This window comes from Burkholderia sp. Ac-20353, assembly GCF_017104785.1.
Taxonomy (GTDB): Bacteria; Pseudomonadota; Gammaproteobacteria; order Burkholderiales; family Burkholderiaceae; genus Burkholderia.
This window is the reverse complement of sequence record NZ_JAAGPL010000190.1, coordinates 1-16,539: the sequence shown is the minus strand read 5'-3', so window position 1 is coordinate 16,539 and position 16,539 is coordinate 1. Positions and strand designations below refer to the sequence as shown.

At 66.7% G+C, this 16,539-nt stretch carries 14 protein-coding genes and 1 pseudogene; 11 read left to right on the top strand and 4 right to left on the bottom strand.

From position 1 onward, the window contains the following. Positions 1–783 (top strand): annotated as a pseudogene (locus tag G3N94_RS33185) (type II toxin-antitoxin system Phd/YefM family antitoxin); the annotation flags it as partial. Between the two features lie 63 nt (positions 784–846). Here the strand turns inward: G3N94_RS33185 and gspK are convergent. The 4 genes from gspK to G3N94_RS33165 all read right to left on the bottom strand — a co-directional run bounded on the left by gspK (position 847) and on the right by G3N94_RS33165 (position 4,718). Next, entirely contained in the window at positions 847–1,815 is a 969-nt protein-coding gene (gspK, locus tag G3N94_RS33180; RefSeq protein WP_241022207.1) for a type II secretion system minor pseudopilin GspK, read from the bottom strand. Positions 1,816–1,915: 100 nt separating this feature from the next. Next, positions 1,916–2,527 (bottom strand): hypothetical protein, encoded by a 612-nt coding sequence (locus G3N94_RS33175; RefSeq protein WP_346778749.1) that lies wholly within the window; start codon positions 2,525–2,527, stop codon positions 1,916–1,918. 666 nt (positions 2,528–3,193) lie between these two features. Continuing rightward, positions 3,194–3,532, bottom strand: a complete 339-nt coding sequence (locus G3N94_RS33170; RefSeq protein ID WP_205797883.1) for a type II toxin-antitoxin system HicB family antitoxin — start codon at positions 3,530–3,532, stop codon at positions 3,194–3,196. A 1-nt stretch (position 3,533) separates the two neighbouring features. Then, on the bottom strand, positions 3,534–4,718 hold the full coding sequence (locus G3N94_RS33165) for a Fic family protein (RefSeq protein ID WP_205797879.1): 1,185 nt from the start codon (positions 4,716–4,718) through the stop codon (positions 3,534–3,536). A gap of 523 nt (positions 4,719–5,241) precedes the next feature. Between G3N94_RS33165 and G3N94_RS33160 the strand changes: the two genes are divergently transcribed. From G3N94_RS33160 to G3N94_RS33115, 10 genes are all read left to right on the top strand, one after another. Then, positions 5,242–5,883 (top strand): filamentous hemagglutinin family protein, encoded by a 642-nt coding sequence (locus G3N94_RS33160; RefSeq protein WP_346778748.1) that lies wholly within the window; start codon positions 5,242–5,244, stop codon positions 5,881–5,883. Positions 5,884–6,579: 696 nt separating this feature from the next. After that, complete coding sequence (locus G3N94_RS33155; protein ID WP_346778747.1) at positions 6,580–7,770, top strand: TIGR03032 family protein; 1,191 nt, start codon at positions 6,580–6,582, stop codon at positions 7,768–7,770. Positions 7,771–7,777: 7 nt separating this feature from the next. After that, the gene (cysC, locus tag G3N94_RS33150) at positions 7,778–8,479 is read left to right on the top strand and encodes an adenylyl-sulfate kinase (RefSeq protein ID WP_205797873.1); all 702 of its coding nucleotides are present in this window, start codon (positions 7,778–7,780) and stop codon (positions 8,477–8,479) included. Positions 8,480–8,651: 172 nt separating this feature from the next. Further along, positions 8,652–10,316, top strand: a complete 1,665-nt coding sequence (locus G3N94_RS33145; protein ID WP_205797871.1) for a ShlB/FhaC/HecB family hemolysin secretion/activation protein — start codon at positions 8,652–8,654, stop codon at positions 10,314–10,316. 91 nt (positions 10,317–10,407) lie between these two features. Then, positions 10,408–12,180, top strand: coding sequence for a MotA/TolQ/ExbB proton channel family protein (locus tag G3N94_RS33140; RefSeq protein WP_241022209.1), 1,773 nt, complete (start codon positions 10,408–10,410; stop codon positions 12,178–12,180). A 20-nt stretch (positions 12,181–12,200) separates the two neighbouring features. Beyond that, positions 12,201–12,611: a biopolymer transporter ExbD gene (locus G3N94_RS33135; RefSeq protein WP_059748770.1), complete on the top strand. Its 411-nt coding sequence runs from the start codon at positions 12,201–12,203 to the stop codon at positions 12,609–12,611. A gap of 9 nt (positions 12,612–12,620) precedes the next feature. Further along, on the top strand, positions 12,621–13,319 hold the full coding sequence (locus tag G3N94_RS33130; protein ID WP_205797867.1) for an energy transducer TonB: 699 nt from the start codon (positions 12,621–12,623) through the stop codon (positions 13,317–13,319). A gap of 90 nt (positions 13,320–13,409) precedes the next feature. Further along, positions 13,410–15,221, top strand: coding sequence for a putative porin (locus G3N94_RS33125; protein WP_205797865.1), 1,812 nt, complete (start codon positions 13,410–13,412; stop codon positions 15,219–15,221). Between the two features lie 11 nt (positions 15,222–15,232). Further along, on the top strand, positions 15,233–15,934 hold the full coding sequence (locus G3N94_RS33120) for a hypothetical protein (RefSeq protein WP_205797863.1): 702 nt from the start codon (positions 15,233–15,235) through the stop codon (positions 15,932–15,934). Between the two features lie 59 nt (positions 15,935–15,993). Next, positions 15,994–16,539 (top strand): YbjN domain-containing protein (locus G3N94_RS33115; protein ID WP_205797861.1); only part of this gene is annotated, 546 nt, incomplete at its 3' end.

The following is a 16,539-nucleotide window of genomic DNA, read 5'->3' as shown; positions in this document are numbered from 1 at the left end:
CCCGTCGACGCGGCGCTCGGCGGCGGGCTGCTCGCGAACGTACCGCCGCGCGCGGCGCTGCTCGCGCGCGGGATCGCGGCGATCGCGTACAACGTGTGCGGCGTGATGGCCAATGCCGTCCGCGCGGCACTCGACCTCGACGCGCGCGACATCGAACGACTGCCGTCGCATATCGCGGCCGGCGTGCGCGCGGCGTACGCGGGGATGATGATCGCGCTGCCGCCTTCGTGGTGGCGGCGCTACGACCAACTGCCGGCGACGGCGCTCGGCGAGGCCGTGCGGCTGCTCGCGGGCCACGTCGATCCGCGCAGCGAGCGCCGAAAGCGCCGCGAGAACCGGCTGACGGTGAAATCGCAGTCGCAGCTGCGCGCGGCCACGGTCGACGGGCTACTGCAAGACGAAGGCGACGACGTGGCGTCGAACGTATTCAGCCTGCGCACGATCGCGATGGCGACGCGCGACTTCAGCAGCAATCCGTCGAAGGCGCTGCGCCACGCGAGCGAGGCGCTCGTGATGGTCACGAAGTACAACCGGCCGATCGCGCTGCTGGTGTCGATCGAGGACTGGAACCGGCTGCTCGGTGAAGTGCGCGAGACGAGCGTGCGGCGGCTGTCGCTGGATTATGCGGGGACGGTCGATACCGGGGTGGCCCACACCGGAGTCGTCCACACGGGGGCCGCGCATGCGGGAGCTGTCCATGCGAAGGCCGCGCAAGGCGCCGCGCAGCGCGCGCATACAGCCGTGCTCGGCGAGCTCCCGCTGAACGAGCGCCGCTTCGCGTGACCCCGCTGCTTTGCGTGAATGCCACAGCGCCCGTGCGCGGCGACCCGCGCGCAGGCGCCACAGTCAGCTCGCGAGCCGATGCACCCAGATCACCGACGTCCACGCGAAGTTGCCGATCCCGTAGCGCGCGATCAGCGTGTCGATACGCGCATTGACGCGCGCCGAGTGAACCCGGCAATGAACGAGAAAGTAGCCGCTGTTCACGCCCGCGAGCGCGCCGTCCGGCAGCGTCGCATTACCCTGCAGCGGCGCGAGGTAGTTCGCGACGTCGCCGGTGCTGATGAAATACGCGGTGTTGCGCCGCTCGACGAGCCGTTGCGCCTGGCTGCGCGATAGCGTCGGAATTGCCGCGACGAGCACGGGCTCGGCCGCGGTGTTCACATTGATGGTCGTCAGGTCGGGCAGCACCATCACGAGCGGCGCGAGCGCCGAAATCGCGCGCGCGTCGTAGCCGGGAATCCGCGCGAGGTCGTCCACCGTCACGAGCTGCAACGGCCAGCCGCCTTGCCCGTTCGCGTCGCGCAGCGACTGCAGCATGTAGTCGGCGGTCCGCTGCGCGAGCGCGGGATCCAGCGACAGCTCGCCGAGCAGCCGGCGGTACGCGAGCACGCCTTCCCCGTTGGCCTGCCACGGCTTGCCCGGTGCGATGCGCGCGACGAGGTTCGTCAGGTTGAAGCGCGCCTGCGCATCCTCGACCTGCCCGGAGATCCACGCGCGCGCGAGTTCCGCATTCAGCGCGGCGGCGTCCTGCGGCAGGAAGTCGCCGAGCTGCACGTCGCTGACCGGCGCCGACCATGTCTGGCCCGCCACCGTGACGTTTGACGTCGCGCTCTGCGCGCGCAGCAGCGCACGCGCCCACTCGACGGCGGCGCGCTCGGCCCACATCGTCTGTGTCGCGAGACGCTGGTTCTCGACGTCGCGGGTCGCGACCTGCTGGCGCCACAGCACGCTCGCTGCGATTGCCGCGGCGAGCGCGACGACGAGCAGCACCGTGATGAGCGCGATGCCGCGCTCGCGCGATGCGCGTTTCATGCGAAGAGGTTCGTGTCGGCACATGGTCGGGTTTCGTCTACGTGAGGCGACATGAGGGCAACGCAACGGTGACGTAAGAGTGACATGGCGTGCGCGGCCGTCACACGTCGAACGCCAGCCACGCGTGCAGCATGCTCGCATGCGCGGATGACGCGAATCCGAACCCTGCGACGAGCGCCGCGACCCACCCGGCGAGCGACGCGTCGCGCGTGCCGCCAGCCGACAGCGCGAGCGGGCCGATCAGCCCGGCGATCGCGTCCGCGTGCCACAGCAGCAGCGCGAACAGCACGCACGAGAGCGTCATGCCGATGCAGAAGCAATGCGCGGCGACCGCGCGGCGGCTGGTGAACGGCGCGCGGTGATGATGCTGGTTCGCGGCGACGATCGCGACGCCGTTCGCGATCGGCACGATCGCCATTGCGGCGCCCCAGAAGAACGGCTGGTCGCTCGCCGGGTTGATCAGCAGCAGCGTGCCGATCGACCAGAACGGCGGCGCGAGCACGGTCAGCGCGACCCACGACAGCAGTTGCCAGGGCAGCCAGGGGGCGCGCCAGCGCAGCGGGCGCGCACGCGGTATCGGCCGGCCGTAGCCACCGCCGCGCAGGCGTCCGCCGGCCGTGGCCGCATGGACGGCGGTCAGTTTCTCTGCGAGCCACCGCCTGAGTATCGTGGCGATCGACATGGTGTCACCGTTGACGGTCTTGTTATTCATCAAGACGTTTGGCAGGCCGCTTTGCCGCAGGCTTTCTTCTTGTGGGTGCCGAGAGCATCGAGCCGATGGTGACCGGGCAACATCGGGGACATCCGATGGGGATCGTAATAGAGGTACGAGTTGGTGGTCTCAGTTATGGATAGGCAAAGGCCAAGTGCGAGTTGGCGCGTTCCTTGGCGACTATTTGCGGCGTTTGTCTTTGGACCGGCGGGCTTTTCCTTTGGAGTCAGGCTATAGCGACACGTCCGATGTTCTCAAAAAAATGGCTTGTAAATGCAGTACAGCCAAGCTGAACGATATGCAACATGCCGTCAAGTCGGGGTAGAGCCCCGGCTTTGCACAGATCAAGTCAGTGACGCGCTTTGCGGGCTACAGCTATCCGGATCCAGCGGGCCGGAAGCGCATGTACTTGGGCGGCACCGCCGCCCGCGCCACGCTGTGTTTCGGCAGCGGCGAGCACGCCATGCCGATTCGCGCCCGCGGCAAGCATCGCTTCGGGCAAACCGTTGTGCCGAACGACATGACCCTCAAACGCAAGGGCGATCCGCGGTTCGCCTCGGAGACGCGGCGCGTGCATGACGTGGCCAGTGCGCGAGCACGGAGGGGCGATAGTCATCGGGGCGGCGCCGACTTCTGCTGCTGGCGATATCCGGCATGGGTTGCAATTTACTGCGCTGCCGCGGCTTGCTCCAGCACGTTGACCGCCCACTGATTCAGGCTTACCCCGTGCGCGGCCGCTGCTACCGCAGCGGCTTCGTGCGTTTGCGGTGAGACCCGCAGCGTTAGCTTTCCCGAGAAGCTCTTGTGTGGATCGATGCCGCGCCGCTCGGATTCCTCGAGGAGGATCTTCAGCGAAAGTTCGCCCTCGCGATGTCGCCCCGAGACGTCGACCGCGTAAAAATCCGCTCCGCCGTTCAGGCCGACGAACTCTCCACGAAACGTCTCGGTGTCGGGATCGTAGGAGATGACGGCTTTCTTCCCGCCAATAGTCATAATGTTGATCAGCTTAACCGCCCGTGGCTTCCGCTTCGGGCCAAAGCCGTGGGAAAAGCCACCGAAAAAGTGACAGCGGGATCGCCAGTTCCACTGGACCTCGTGGGCTGGGCGAGCGCAAGATGCCAATCCTGAACAGGTCCGCGAGAACTCTGTCCGCCGTGCGTGCAGCGAGTCCCGTCATCGCCTTGAACCGTGACCGGTCTATGGAATCGACGGTCGCGAGATACGAAAGTGCAGGTGCTGCTTCCACGCGCAGAAATCGGGTGTCCGAGTCCTGGCTGAGCGCGGCGAGCATCTGCGCAAGACGATTCTCAAACGCACGGAGGTCCAGCATCGCGTCCATGAAGCGGATCTGATCAGCGCATATACCGAGGAAAAATTCGATGAACTCGACGAGGCCGTGTTCGGTGAGGTTGCCGCGACCATCCAGATCACCCTGACGCGACTGGTCGGCAGCAATCAGGCGCTCATAGTATTGCGCCTGCGAACGAGCAAGCCCTCGCATGGGCGACCACAGCCCGTGAGTAAGCCCAAGCCCAGCGAGTCCGATATGCGTGTGCAGGCGCGCAGTACGGCCGTTTCCGTCCAGAAATGGGTGAATCCACGCCAGGCGGTGATGTGCTGCGACAAGCGCAATGAGCGCTGTTTCACCGGCCCGGGCATGCCGGTAGGCGTCATGCCAGCGCTGCATGAGCGCAGGAATACGCGCGGGATCGGGAGGCACGTGATTTCCAACGCGAACTCCGCGCGTGCGCCATTCGCCAGGGGTTACCGCATCGAGCTCGCCATCGTCGCCTCGCTGCGCGAGATCTTCAGGCAACAGCTGGGCGTGCAGATGTCGGTGAATTTCACGCACCGTTTCGGGCGTGAAAAAAGTCATTGAGTCAAATACTATCCAGGCGGTCTCGCTCCAGCGCTCTGTGTTGATGTGGGCGAGGGCGATCCGTTGACGGCGTGCCTCGTCCGGACTACCGGAGAAGTCCTGCCGCATGGCCTGCTCGATGAGCAACGGTTCAATATGCTGGCCCTCAATCTTGTTCGTATAGTACGAGTTCATTGGCCGAAGCGCGTCGCGCAACAACGCGCGCAACCGCGGCATCCCGTGGGCAACAAGACCACTTGCCCCCGCGATGACATCAGCCGCGAGTGGCCGAAGACCATCGAGCCGGTGGTCACCGGGCAACATTGGGGACATCTGATGGGGCTCGTAATAGGGGTACGAACTGGCAGTGTCAGTCATGGATAGGCGTAGGCCAGGTGCGAGGTGGCGCGTTCCGTGGCGACTATTTGTGCTTGAAGACGTCGGGATTGCACGGTAAAAAATCCTTATATATCAATTGCATAAAAAAGCATGAGAAGATATTTGGCGAATTTCGTGGCGTCTATTTTGACGCGATAACGATTGCCGCTGGCGTGTTGGCTCAGCCACCGACGAGGCGCACCAGGAGTATGACGAAGCTGGTAGTGCGGCAATGCAGCGTGACCGCTCGTCGGCAACGCTCCGCGGTTGGCTCGCCAGTCCGGTGTGCATGAACGCCGACTCGGTGATCGCGTTGCCGATCTGATTGATCTCGGTCACTAAAATTCGCACCACGCATCATCACTCCGGCGATCCAGCGCATTTTCATGTCACCTGGGCCTCGGATGCGCATACTTTGCGGCAGCGCTTGCGCATCTTGATCGGCCGAAACTCGGTCTTAGTCAGACAGAGGGCGCCGGTGGAGCCGGCAACCGGCGACATCAACGCGGGCCGTGGCGCGAAGACGACCGTCGTGTATGCACAGGCGCGGCGCCTGTACGACGCCTACGGCAACGTGACGCTGTCGCCGACCGTGCCGAGCACCGGCGCGGGTTTCGCGACGCTCGCGCCGATCCCGGGCATTTTGCCCGGCGACATGAACCTCGTCGCGCCGCTCGGCACGATCGACGCGGGCGAGGCGGGGATCCGCGTGTCGGGGAACCTGAACGTCGCCGCGCTGCATGTCGTGAACGCGGCGAACATCCAGGCGGGCGGCAAGACGACCGGCCTGCCGGCCGTCGCGAGCATCGACACCGGCGCGCTGACGGCGGCGGATGCCGCGGCGTCGGCCGCGAACGATATCGCGCAGAGTCTCGCCCGCGGCAACGCGGAGGGGGCCGGGCGGCGGCGCTGGTCGATCAGCGTGCAGGTCGAGGGCTTCGGCGACGGCGGCGCGGACGATACGCGTCGCAAGGCGAAGCCGGCGACGCTGTCGTATGACCCGGACAGCGCGCTGCAGGTCGTCGGCCGCGGCGTGCTGGACGCGCACGCACTCGCGCGCCTGTCGGCGCTCGCGGGCCTCAGTGCCGTCGAGCGGCGCAGCGTCGAGGAGAGCCAGTGACGGGGGCCGCGGATCCGTTTGGATGAAAGTTCGGTGCAATGTCACAAAAAGTTACTGGTTGGAAGCCGACGATTAGCAGGCTGCTGCAAGGTACGTAAGCGGGTACGCAGGCGGGTGCGCGCAAGCGTTCCGCCGGTGCCGGCGAAGGTGGGCAGCACGGCGGTCTTGTTGCGCGGGAGAGGGCGCGGCGAGAACGATCCGGACCGGCGTCGCCCGTCGACAGGCGGGTGGCGCGAACATGACAGACGTCGGGTCACGACGCGACCGTCGGTGCACGCGTGTGGAGGGCCAGGCCAACGCGACGGCGCGCGCCGCGCATGTAACGCGCGCGGTGCCGTCTCGTCCGCGCACGTCGCTCGTGCGAAGCGGCGCGCAACCTGATTGCATTCCTGCTTGCATGACCTTCCCTCTTTCGAAGTGATGGGCCGCGACCGCGATCGCGGCCGCGTCGTTGCGCGCGGCCGGCGGATCGCGGCGACACGGCGAACGAAATTGCGAACGAAATTGCAAAAAATTGTGCGGCAATCCGCAAGCCGTTCCGTCTAGGTAGGTGTGAGCTGTATCCGGAGTTGTTCAGGCTTGTTCGCTTCGACGCGCAACGCCACCCGGATGCGGACGCAACGAACCGCGATGGGACACGAGTAAGACCGATCGACCGTCGTCGCAACGCGGCGCGCAATCAACAGGTGCATGGACGTGGAACAGTTCGAGAACACTCGCTCGGCGAGCGAAACCGCAGCACGACAGGACATCGAGGACGTCACGGCGTCGGCGCAGCCGGCCGAGCACGACGATGTTGCGGAGCCGTACATCAACCTGCGCGATACGGGCCGCTTCCTGGAGGTGCTCGAGGCGCTGAAGTGCTCGCTCGCGATCAGCCGCCGTCCGTCGGGCGTCGCGCTGGTCGGCGTCGACAACGGCATCCCGACGCTGTCCGCGTGCCTGCTGCCGCGCTCTATGGGGATGGCGGTTGCCGGCAACCGGCTCGCGATCGCGACGATTCACGAGCTGATGGTGTTCGCGAACGTGTCGACGCTCGCGCCGCATTACCCGACCCGCCCTGACTACTACGACGCGATGTTCGTTCCGCGTCTGTCCTATTACACCGGCGATCTCGACCTGCACGACATGGCGTTCGACAAGCAGGTGGTGCTCGCGGTCAACACGCGCTACTCGTGCATCTGCGTGATTGACGGTTACTTCAATTTCACGCCGATCTGGCAGCCGCCGTTCGTCACCGCGACGGTGCCCGACGACCGCTGCCATCTGAACGGGATGGCGTTCAGCGAAGGCAAGGTACGTTACGCGACCGCGCTCGGGCACAGCGACACGCCGTTCGGCTGGCGCGAAGGCATGGCCAGCGGCGGCATCGTGATGGAAGTGCCGTCGGGCCGGATTGTCGCATCGGGGCTGTCGATGCCGCATTCGCCGCGCGTGATCGGCGGCCGGCTGCATGTGCTCGAAGGCGGGCGCGGCCATGTGCTGCAGATCGATCCGCAGACCGGCGCGAAGCGCGTGCTCGCGAAGCTGCCGGGCTTCACGCACGGGCTCGCCGAATATGGCGGCGTGCTGTTCGTCGGCCTGTCGAAGCTGCGCGACAAGCGCGGGCCGCAGGGCCTGCCGATCGAAAGCGAGCAGGATGCGCTCGTCGCGGGTGTCGCCGCGCTCGATGCGCACAGCGGCGAGGTGCTCGGCATCCTGCAGTTCTTCAACGGCGTCGACGAGGTGTTCGACGTGCAGGTGCTGCCGAACGTGCGGCGCGCCGAGATTCTTGGGCCGCGTGAATGGAGCGCGACGCCGTCGATCGTGACGATGCATGGCGGGTTCTGGCAAACGCGTCCGCGCGAAGCGGACGAACCGGCCGCCGCCGACCGCGCCGACCATTGAGCACGCGATGAACATCAAATCTTGCGGGTTTTCCCCGCTGGTTTCGTCTTTGTCGGTAGGTGCTGCTGATCGGGCATTCAACGACGGAGCATCCAGCGACGGCGCGGCGCTGTCGCCGGTGCGCGCGAATGCGCTGGCCGAAGCCGCCACGAGTGGCGGCGTGTTGTGGCTGACCGGGTTGTCGGGCGCCGGCAAGACGACGCTCGCACAGGCGCTCGCTGCGTGCCTGCGCCGCCGCGGCACGCCGACGATGGTGCTCGACGGCGACCGGCTGCGCAACGGATTGAATCGCGACCTGGGGTTCTCGGAACGCGACCGGTTCGAGAACGTGCGACGGACCGCCGAAGTCGCGGCGCTGTTCGTCGAGGCCGGCTTTGTCGTGATCGTCGCGATGATCTCGCCACTTGCAGCAATGCGCGAGCAAGCGCGCGCGGCGATCGGCGACGCGTTCCGCGACGTGTACGTGAGCGCGCCTGTCGAGGTCTGCGCGGCGCGCGACCCGAAAGGCCTGTACGCGAAGGCGTATCGCGGCGAACTGCCGGAATTCACGGGCGTGTCGTCGCCATACGAGCCGCCGACGGATGCCGGGCTGGTGCTGGACACCGCAAGCTGCGGAATCGACGCGTGCGTCGATGCGCTGCTGCGGTTCGCGACCGACGCGTTCGGCCGCGATAGCGACGCGGCCCCGGAAATGCACGGGCATCGCTGACGAAGCAGCTGAAGCAGGCATGGCGGGCGGATCGGAGGAACAAGGTGTGACCGATATGTTAAGGATGACTGACGGATAGTCATCGAACTGAAACAGGGATTTGATAGCGGGGGCGTGCCGGACGGCGGCCTCGCATGCGTAGCGGGATTCGGAACAAAAAGGGGAATGGCGCATGCCGCCTAGAGTAGACCGTAAACCACACGACCAGCGGCGACGACGACGCCGGTGCCTGGCCGGCGTCGCGCTGGTCGGGGGGCTGAGCCTCGCGTCGGGTGCACGCGCGCAGGACGCGGCGCCCGATGCGAAGGCTGCACAGGCCACGCCGGGCACACCGGGCGCGGCGGGTGCGCCACGCACGTTCGACGTCAACGAGTTCATCGTGCGCGGCAACACCACGCTGCCGGCGATCGAGATCGAGAAGGCCGTCTATCCGTTCGAAGGGCCGGGCCGCACGCTCGCCGACGTGAACGCCGCACGCGACGCGCTGCAGAAGGCGTATCAGGACCGCGGCTATCAGTCGGTCGTCGTCGAGCTGCCGCAGCAGCAGGTGAAGAACGGCGTGATCCTGCTGCAGGTGGTGGAAGCGAAAGTGGGCCGGCTGCGCGTCGACGGCGCGCACTACAACTCGCCGCAGAAGATTCGCGATGCGGTGCCGGCGCTCGCGGAAGGCTCGGTGCCGGATTTCAACCAGGCGCAGCAGCAGCTCACCGACCTGAACCGCTCGGCGGACCGTCAGGTGATACCGGTGCTCAAGCCGGGCGCGATGCCGCAGACCGTCGATGTCGACCTGAAGGTCGACGATCACAGTCCGCTGCACGGCTCGCTCGAGCTGAACAACGACAACAGCCCGGGCACGTCGACGCTGCGCACGACCGCGAGCTTCAGCTATTCGAACCTGTGGCAGCTCGGCCACGTGATTTCCGGCACCTATGTGCTCGCGCCGCAGCATCCGAACGACGCGCGCGTCTATTCGTTCTCGTATCTCGCGCCGCTGAAGGACACGCACTGGAGCCTGCTCGCGACCGTCGTGCATTCGGACAGCAACGTCGCGTCGGTCGGCGGCACCAACGTGCTCGGCAAGGGCACGACCTACGGCTTCACCGCGATTTACGCGCTGCCGTCGTCGGACACGTACGCGCACTCGGTGAGCGTCGAGATCGATCGCAAGCATTACGACGAGAACGTGAGCCTCGCGGGGCAGACGTCCACCGCGCCGCTCACCTACGTGCCGGTCACAGTCTCGTACAACGGCCAGCTGAGCCTGCAGCAGTCGCAGACGTCGTTCTCCGCAGCGCTGACGACGAACATCCGCGGCCTCGGCAGCGACTGGGGCGCATGGGACAACAAGCGCTACAACGCGACGCCGGATTTCGTGTACGGGAAATTCGACGTGAATCACACGCAGCGCTTCAAGAACGACATGCAGGCGAACGCACACGTCAGCGCGCAGATCTCGAACTCGCCGCTCGTGTCGAGCGAACAGTTCGCCGCGGGCGGGATGAACAGCGTGCGCGGCTACATGCAGGCGGAAGACACTGCCGACAGCGGCGTGATCGGTTCGCTCGAACTGCGGAGCCCGTCGCTCGCGAAATACCTCGGCGGCCGCGTGAACGAATGGCGTTTCCACGCGTTCGTCGATGCCGCGCACCTGTGGCTGCTGAGCCCGCTGCCGGAACAGACGTCGAGTTTCAACCTGCTGAGCGTCGGGGTCGGTACGCGACTGCAGCTCTTCAAGTATGCGAGCGCGGATTTCGAGGCCGGCTGGCCGCTGAAGGCCGGTGTCTACACGAGGCAATACAGCCCCAGGTTCGATTTCTACGTGCGACTGGGGTTCTGACCTGACGGATTTTTGATCGGACGGGTCCCGCGCGGAGCGCCGGGATCGTTCATACCGGGAGTGGATCGTGAAGCGAGTCTTGTTTTTACTGATGGCGGTGCTGCTGGGCGTGCTGCCCGGCATTGCCAACGCGTGGTGGCAGAACGACTGGTCGTACCGGAAGGCGATCACGATCGATGCCGGACCGAAGGGTGCGAACCTGACGGAGTCGGCCGGCCGCGTGCCGCTGCTCATTCGCCTGCATTCGGGCAACTTCCAGTTCGACGGCCTCGCGGACAACGGCGCGGATATCCGCTTCGTCGCGGCCGACGACAAGACCCCGCTCAACTATCACATCGAGCAGTACGACGCGATGCTCGGCGTCGCGCTGATCTGGGTCGACATCCCGCAACTGCCGGCCGGCGCCGCGCAATCGATCTGGATGTACTACGGCAACAAGAAGGCGCCGGATGGCGGCAAGCCGGCCGAGACGTTCGATGCGGACTACACGCTCGTCTATCACTTCAACAGCGCGGCAGGCGCGCCGCCGAAGGACGCGACCGCGTACGGCAACAACGCGCAGAACGCACCGTTCAAGACCATCGAGGACGGCATCGTCGGCAAGGGCGCGCAGTTTGACGGCAGCACCGCGCTGAACCTGCCGGCCAGCCCGTCGCTGAACGTTGCCGCCGGCGGCAGCTTCACGTTCAGCGCGTGGGTGAAACCGTCGGCGCTCGCGCCGAACACGCTGCTCTATAGCCGCCGCGATGGCGCGAATGCACTGCTGATCGGTCTCGACAACGGCGTGCCGTTCGCACAGGTCGACGGCGGCGCTGCACCGGTGCGCACGCTCGGCGCAGCGCCGGTCGCCGCGAACCAGTGGACGTATGTCGCGGTGACGGCCGACGGCAAGAACCTGACCGTCTACGCGAACGGCAAGCAGGTGGCGCAAGTGGCCGCGACGCTGCCGGCACTGACCAGTGCGGCAGCAGTCGGTGCGGACGTCGCCGGCGCGCCGGCAGGCTTCGCCGGCTACACGGGCGCAATGGATGAGCTGCGGCTGTCGAAGATCGCACGCTCGCCGGCCGCGATCGCGGTCGACACGCTCGCGCAGGGCTCCGAATCGAAGCTCGTCGCGTACGGCAACGACGAGAAGCAGTCGGGCTTCGGCTTCGGCTACTTCGGCGTGATCGTGCAGTCGGTGACGGTCGACGCGTGGGTCGTGATCACGATCCTGCTCGCGATGGCCGCCGTGTCGTGGGTCGTGATGTGGACGAAGGCGCGCTACGTCGGCACGGTCGACAAGGCCAACCAGTTCTTCGTGCAGCGCTTTCGCGAAGTGGCGGGCCGCCACCTGGTCGGCCTCGCGCATGTCGACGAGAAGAGCGAGGAAGGCCGCCGCCTGTATCAGTCGTCGCTGTATCGGCTGTATCGCGCGGGCGTCCATGAAATCCACAGCCGTGTCGACGGCAACGGCCGCACGGTGATCACGAGCGAATCGATCGAGGCGATCCGCGCGTCGATGGACGCGACGCTCGTGCGCGAGAACCAGCGGCTGTCGAAGTCGATGGTGCTGCTGACGATCGCGATCTCGGGCGGCCCGTTCCTCGGCCTGCTCGGCACGGTGGTCGGCGTGATGATCACGTTCGCGGCAATCGCGGCGGCCGGCGACGTGAACGTGAACGCGATCGCGCCGGGTATCGCGGCCGCGCTGCTCGCGACGGTCACGGGCCTGTTCGTCGCGATTCCGGCGCTATTTGGCTACAACTACCTGCTGATCCGCAACAAGAACGTGACCGCGAACATGCAGGTGTTCGTCGACGAATTCGTCACGCGGCTTGCCGAAGCGCATCGCGCGCCGGATCACGCGGTGCTGGCCGACTGAACGGACGCGGGGAGACCACCATGCAGGTTCAGGACGACGACAAGCCGTACGACGACATCAACATCACGCCGATGCTCGACCTCGCGTACGTGCTGCTGATCATCTTCATCATCATGACGACCGCGTCGGTGCAGGGCATCAAGGTCGATCTGCCGAAGGCGAGCTCGTCCGCGAGCCTCGCAAAACCGAAGACGAAGGCGATTACCGTCGCGGATTCGGGGCAGATCTTCCTCGATGCGTATCCGGTGACGATGGACGAACTCGAGAGCCGGCTGCGTACCGAGAAGGCGAGCAATCCCGAGTTTCCGATCGTGCTGAAGGGCGATGCGGCGGTGCAGTACCAGCGCGTGATGGACGTGCTCGACCTGTTGCGGCGCCTCGACCTGTCGCAGGTCGGCCTCGTGACGGGCAAGGCCAAACAGGGCGGCTAGGGACCGGCGATGGAAATGACCTACAACGGCGGCCCGCCGGACAAGGGCCCGGCCCGCTACGTGAAGCCCGCCGTGATCGCGCTCGTGATCGCGGGCATCGCGGCACTGATCTGGCATCTCGCCAGCGATACCACGGGCGTGAAGCGCGCGAGCGCGCCACAGGTGACGACGGTGATTCCGCTGCCGCCACCGCCTCCGCCGCCGAAACAGAAGCCGCCGCCCGAGAAGGTGAAGGAGGAGGTGAAGACGCCGGTCGACAAGCCGACCGTCGCGCCGAAGCCTTCCGAGGCGCCGAAGCCGTCGGACAACCAGCCGAAGCAGATGACGATGAACGCGCCCGCGCAGGCCGGCACGGACAGCTTCAACATCGGCGCGGGCGACGGCTCCGGGATGGTCGGCAGCGGCGGCGGCGGTCGGTTCGGCAACGCGAGCTATGCGCAATACATGGTCTACGTGCTGCAGCGCGCGATCGAGCAGGACAAGGGTGTGCAGGACGCCGGCGGCGCGCGCTTCGCGGGCAGCCTGAACCTGTGGATGGACCCGTCGGGACACATCACGAAGGTGACGATCGCGCAGTCGACCGGCGACGCGAAGATCGACGCGGCGGTGATCGCGGCGGTCGAAGCGCTCGGCCGGGTCGACGAGGCGCCGCCGCCCGCGACCGCGTATCCGGTGCTTGTCAGGTTGCAGGGCCGCAAGCCGGCGTGATGGCGCGGGCATGAGCGGCGAACACGTCATGGGGCAGGTCCGACGCACGGATCCTGCCGGAAAAGAACAGCCATTGTTCGGAGTGCTTTGATGATTCAGAAGATGAACGGACGGGGTGGGGTGCCCCGCAGCGGTGCGATGCCCTTGCGACTGTCGCGCGTCGGCGCGGCGGTACTGACGCTCGGGCTGACGTGCGCGTCCGCCGGCCATGCGCAGTCGCTCGAGACGCAGGCGGCCACGGGCCAGGCCGCGCCGACCGAAAGCGTGGTGATCAACCTGATCAACCTGCTGGTCAAGCGCGGCGTGCTCACGCAGCAGAATGCGAACGGGCTGATCAGCGAGGCGCGCACGGAAGCCGCACAGGCCAAGGCCGCTCGTGCATCGGGCGCGCCGGTCGCCGCGGCTGCGGCGGTCAATGCGCCGACGCAGCCGGGCGACGTGTCGGTGCCGTACGTGCCGCAGGTCGTGCGCGACCAGATTCGCGACCAGGTGAAGCAGGAAGTGATCGCGCAGGCGAAGGCCGAGAACTGGGCGCAGCCGAACACGTTCCCGGACTGGGTGTCGCGCATCACGCTCGACGGCGACATGCGCGTGCGTGACGAATACCACTTCTACGGCAGCCGCAACGCGAACAACATCACGAACTTCGCGGCGATCAACCAGGGCGGCGGATTCGACGTCAACGGCAACACGAACACGACGCAGCTGCCGACGCAGAACACGACGCAAAACCGCAACAACCTGCTGCGCTATCGCGCGCGGCTCGGCGTGACGGCGGTGCTGTCCGACGAGCTGACGGCCGGCCTGCAGCTCGCGAGCGGCAACGACAACGGCCCGGTGTCGACCACGGGCACGGCTGGCGGCGGCTGGGGCAAGAAGAACATCTGGCTGAACAAGGCGTACTTCTCGTACAAGCCGACGACGTGGCTGAACCTGACCGCCGGCCGGTTCGACAACCCGTTCTTCAAGTCGGACCTGATCTTCTCCGACGACCTGATGATGGACGGCCTCGCGGTGAACCTGCGCCATGCGCTGCCCGCGGCCCCGGACGTCACGCTGTTCGGCACGCTCGGCGTGTTCCCGATCCAGTACACGAGCGAGAACTTCCCGTCGAACAGCACCGACAAGGCCGGCAGCGACACGAAGTGGATGCTCGGCGCGCAGTTCGGCGCGGACTGGAAGATCGACGCGAAGAACCGCCTGAAGGGCTCGGTCGCTTACTACGACTTCCAGAACATGCGCGGCACGCTGTCGTCGCCGTGCGCGCTGTATCTCGGCGCGACGAGCTGCAGCACGGACAACGAGGCGCCGACCTTCATGCAGGGCGGCAACACGCTGATCGCGCTGCGCAACATCGTGCAGAACCCGAACCTCGCGCCGGGCCTCACGCCGCAGCCGCAGCTGTTCGGTCTCGCATACAACTACCGGCTGCTCGACCTGAAGGCGCAGTGGGATACCGTCGTCGCCGACCGCTTCAAGCTGCGGCTCGACGGCGAATTCGTGCGCAACCTCGCGTACAACGAGAACAAGGCGTTCAGCGCGGCGTCGCTGCCGGTCAACAACTACGAGTCGACGTCGGTCAATGCGACGCGCGCCGACTACCGCAGCGGCCCGAACGGCTTCCTCGCGAAGGCGACGTTCGGCGAACCCGAGCCGCGTGCGAAGGGGCAGTGGAACTTCTCGGTCGCGTACAAGTACCTGCAGCCCGACGCCGTGCTCGATGCGTTCAACGACTCCGACTTCCACCTGGGCGGCACCAACGCGCGCGGCTACGTAATCGGCGCGGCCTACGCGGTCGCGCGCGACGCGTGGGTGTCGGCACGCTACCTGAGCGCGAAGGAAGTGTACGGCCCGCCGGTGTCGATCGACGTGCTGCAGCTCGAGCTCAACGCCCGCTTCTGATGGAGTGCCGTATGAACACAGCTCAACACGCACTGGTCGCGGCGGCGCTCGCCGGCGCGCTGCTGTCTGCCGCCGGCTCCGCCGGCGCGCAGAGCATCGAGGACAAGCTGCGCGGCCAGTTGCGCTCGACCGTGCAGGAACTGCGTCAGCTGCAGGACGCGCAGGCGCAGCTTCAGGCGGAGAAGACGGCCGCCGAGCAGCAGCGCGACGCCGCGCTCACGCAGCTGAAGGCCGCCCAGGCCCAAGCCGCGGCAGCGAAGGGCGAATCGAGCGGCGAAGCGGCGGCCAAGCGCGCGCTGGCGCAGGAACGGTCCGCGCGGGAGCAGGATGCGCAGGCGCTCGCGAAATACAAGTCGTCCTATGAGGACCTGCTGACCGTATCGCGCGCGCGCGACGCGCAGCACACGCAGATGCAGACCGAAATCAGCGCGCGTGACACGCAACTGAAAACCTGCGCGGCCCACAATGCAGAACTGTACCGCGTGGGTCACGAGATTCTCGATGCGTACGAGCATGTCGGGATCGGCACGTTCTTCGCGTCGCGACAGCCGTTCGCGCGAGCAGCACGCGTGAAATACGACGATCTCGCGCAGCGCTACGGGGACGCGCTGTATGCGGGCAAGTACGACCCGGCAGCGCGGCCGGCGGTCGCGGCGAACGCGGCCGCTGCTGCGGCAGCAACTCCGGCGTCCGCGCCGTCCGGCACGCAGTGATGGGCACGGTGCACGCGGGATGATCCGATCGATTCGTTGAAAAAAAGGAAGAGAGAGCCATGCAGGACAGCAAGATGGAAGCGTCGGGCGAGCGCCCGGCACAGGAAGCGCTGATCGATGCGGTCGGCGTCGAGCAGCTTGCGGACGTGTTCCGCAGCGCCGGTTACCGAGTGACCGCCACCGAGCAGAACGGCGCGATGCAGCTGATGAGCGCGAGCCAGGGCGTCGGCTTCGCGGTGCGCTTCGGCAATGTCGCGCCGAGCCTGGCGCCGCAGCACGGTGCCGTGCAAGCGGACGCCGCCGCCACGCGCTACCTCGACTACACGCTCGGCTGCGTGCTGCAGGTGCAGGGCGACCTGCCCGTGCAACTGGTGGCCGACTGGAACCGCACGAAACGCTTCGCGCGGCTTGCGAGCCACGGGCCGTTCCTCGCGCTCGAGATGGACGTGATCGTCGCGGGTGGCGTGTCGACCCGTCATCTGCGCTCGACGATCGAGCTGTGGGACCGCATGGTGCAGGAATTCCTGCTGCACCTGCGCAACCGGCCGGCGCTGGCCGAGCAGGAAGCGGCCGCGCGTGCGGCCGCCGGCGCGACGGGCGACGGC

Coding starts and splice junctions, on each gene's coding strand:
- gspK (WP_241022207.1), bottom strand. CDS start 1,815: ATGAAACGCGCATCGCGCGAGCGCGGCATCGCGCTCATCACGGTGCTG.
- G3N94_RS33175 (WP_346778749.1), bottom strand. CDS start 2,527: ATGAATAACAAGACCGTCAACGGTGACACCATGTCGATCGCCACGATA.
- G3N94_RS33165 (WP_205797879.1), bottom strand. CDS start 4,718: ATGTCCCCAATGTTGCCCGGTGACCACCGGCTCGATGGTCTTCGGCCA.
- cysC (WP_205797873.1), top strand. CDS start 7,778: ATGAACATCAAATCTTGCGGGTTTTCCCCGCTGGTTTCGTCTTTGTCG.
- G3N94_RS33145 (WP_205797871.1), top strand. CDS start 8,652: ATGCCGCCTAGAGTAGACCGTAAACCACACGACCAGCGGCGACGACGA.
- G3N94_RS33140 (WP_241022209.1), top strand. CDS start 10,408: ATGGCGGTGCTGCTGGGCGTGCTGCCCGGCATTGCCAACGCGTGGTGG.
- G3N94_RS33135 (WP_059748770.1), top strand. CDS start 12,201: ATGCAGGTTCAGGACGACGACAAGCCGTACGACGACATCAACATCACG.
- G3N94_RS33130 (WP_205797867.1), top strand. CDS start 12,621: ATGGAAATGACCTACAACGGCGGCCCGCCGGACAAGGGCCCGGCCCGC.
- G3N94_RS33125 (WP_205797865.1), top strand. CDS start 13,410: ATGATTCAGAAGATGAACGGACGGGGTGGGGTGCCCCGCAGCGGTGCG.
- G3N94_RS33120 (WP_205797863.1), top strand. CDS start 15,233: ATGAACACAGCTCAACACGCACTGGTCGCGGCGGCGCTCGCCGGCGCG.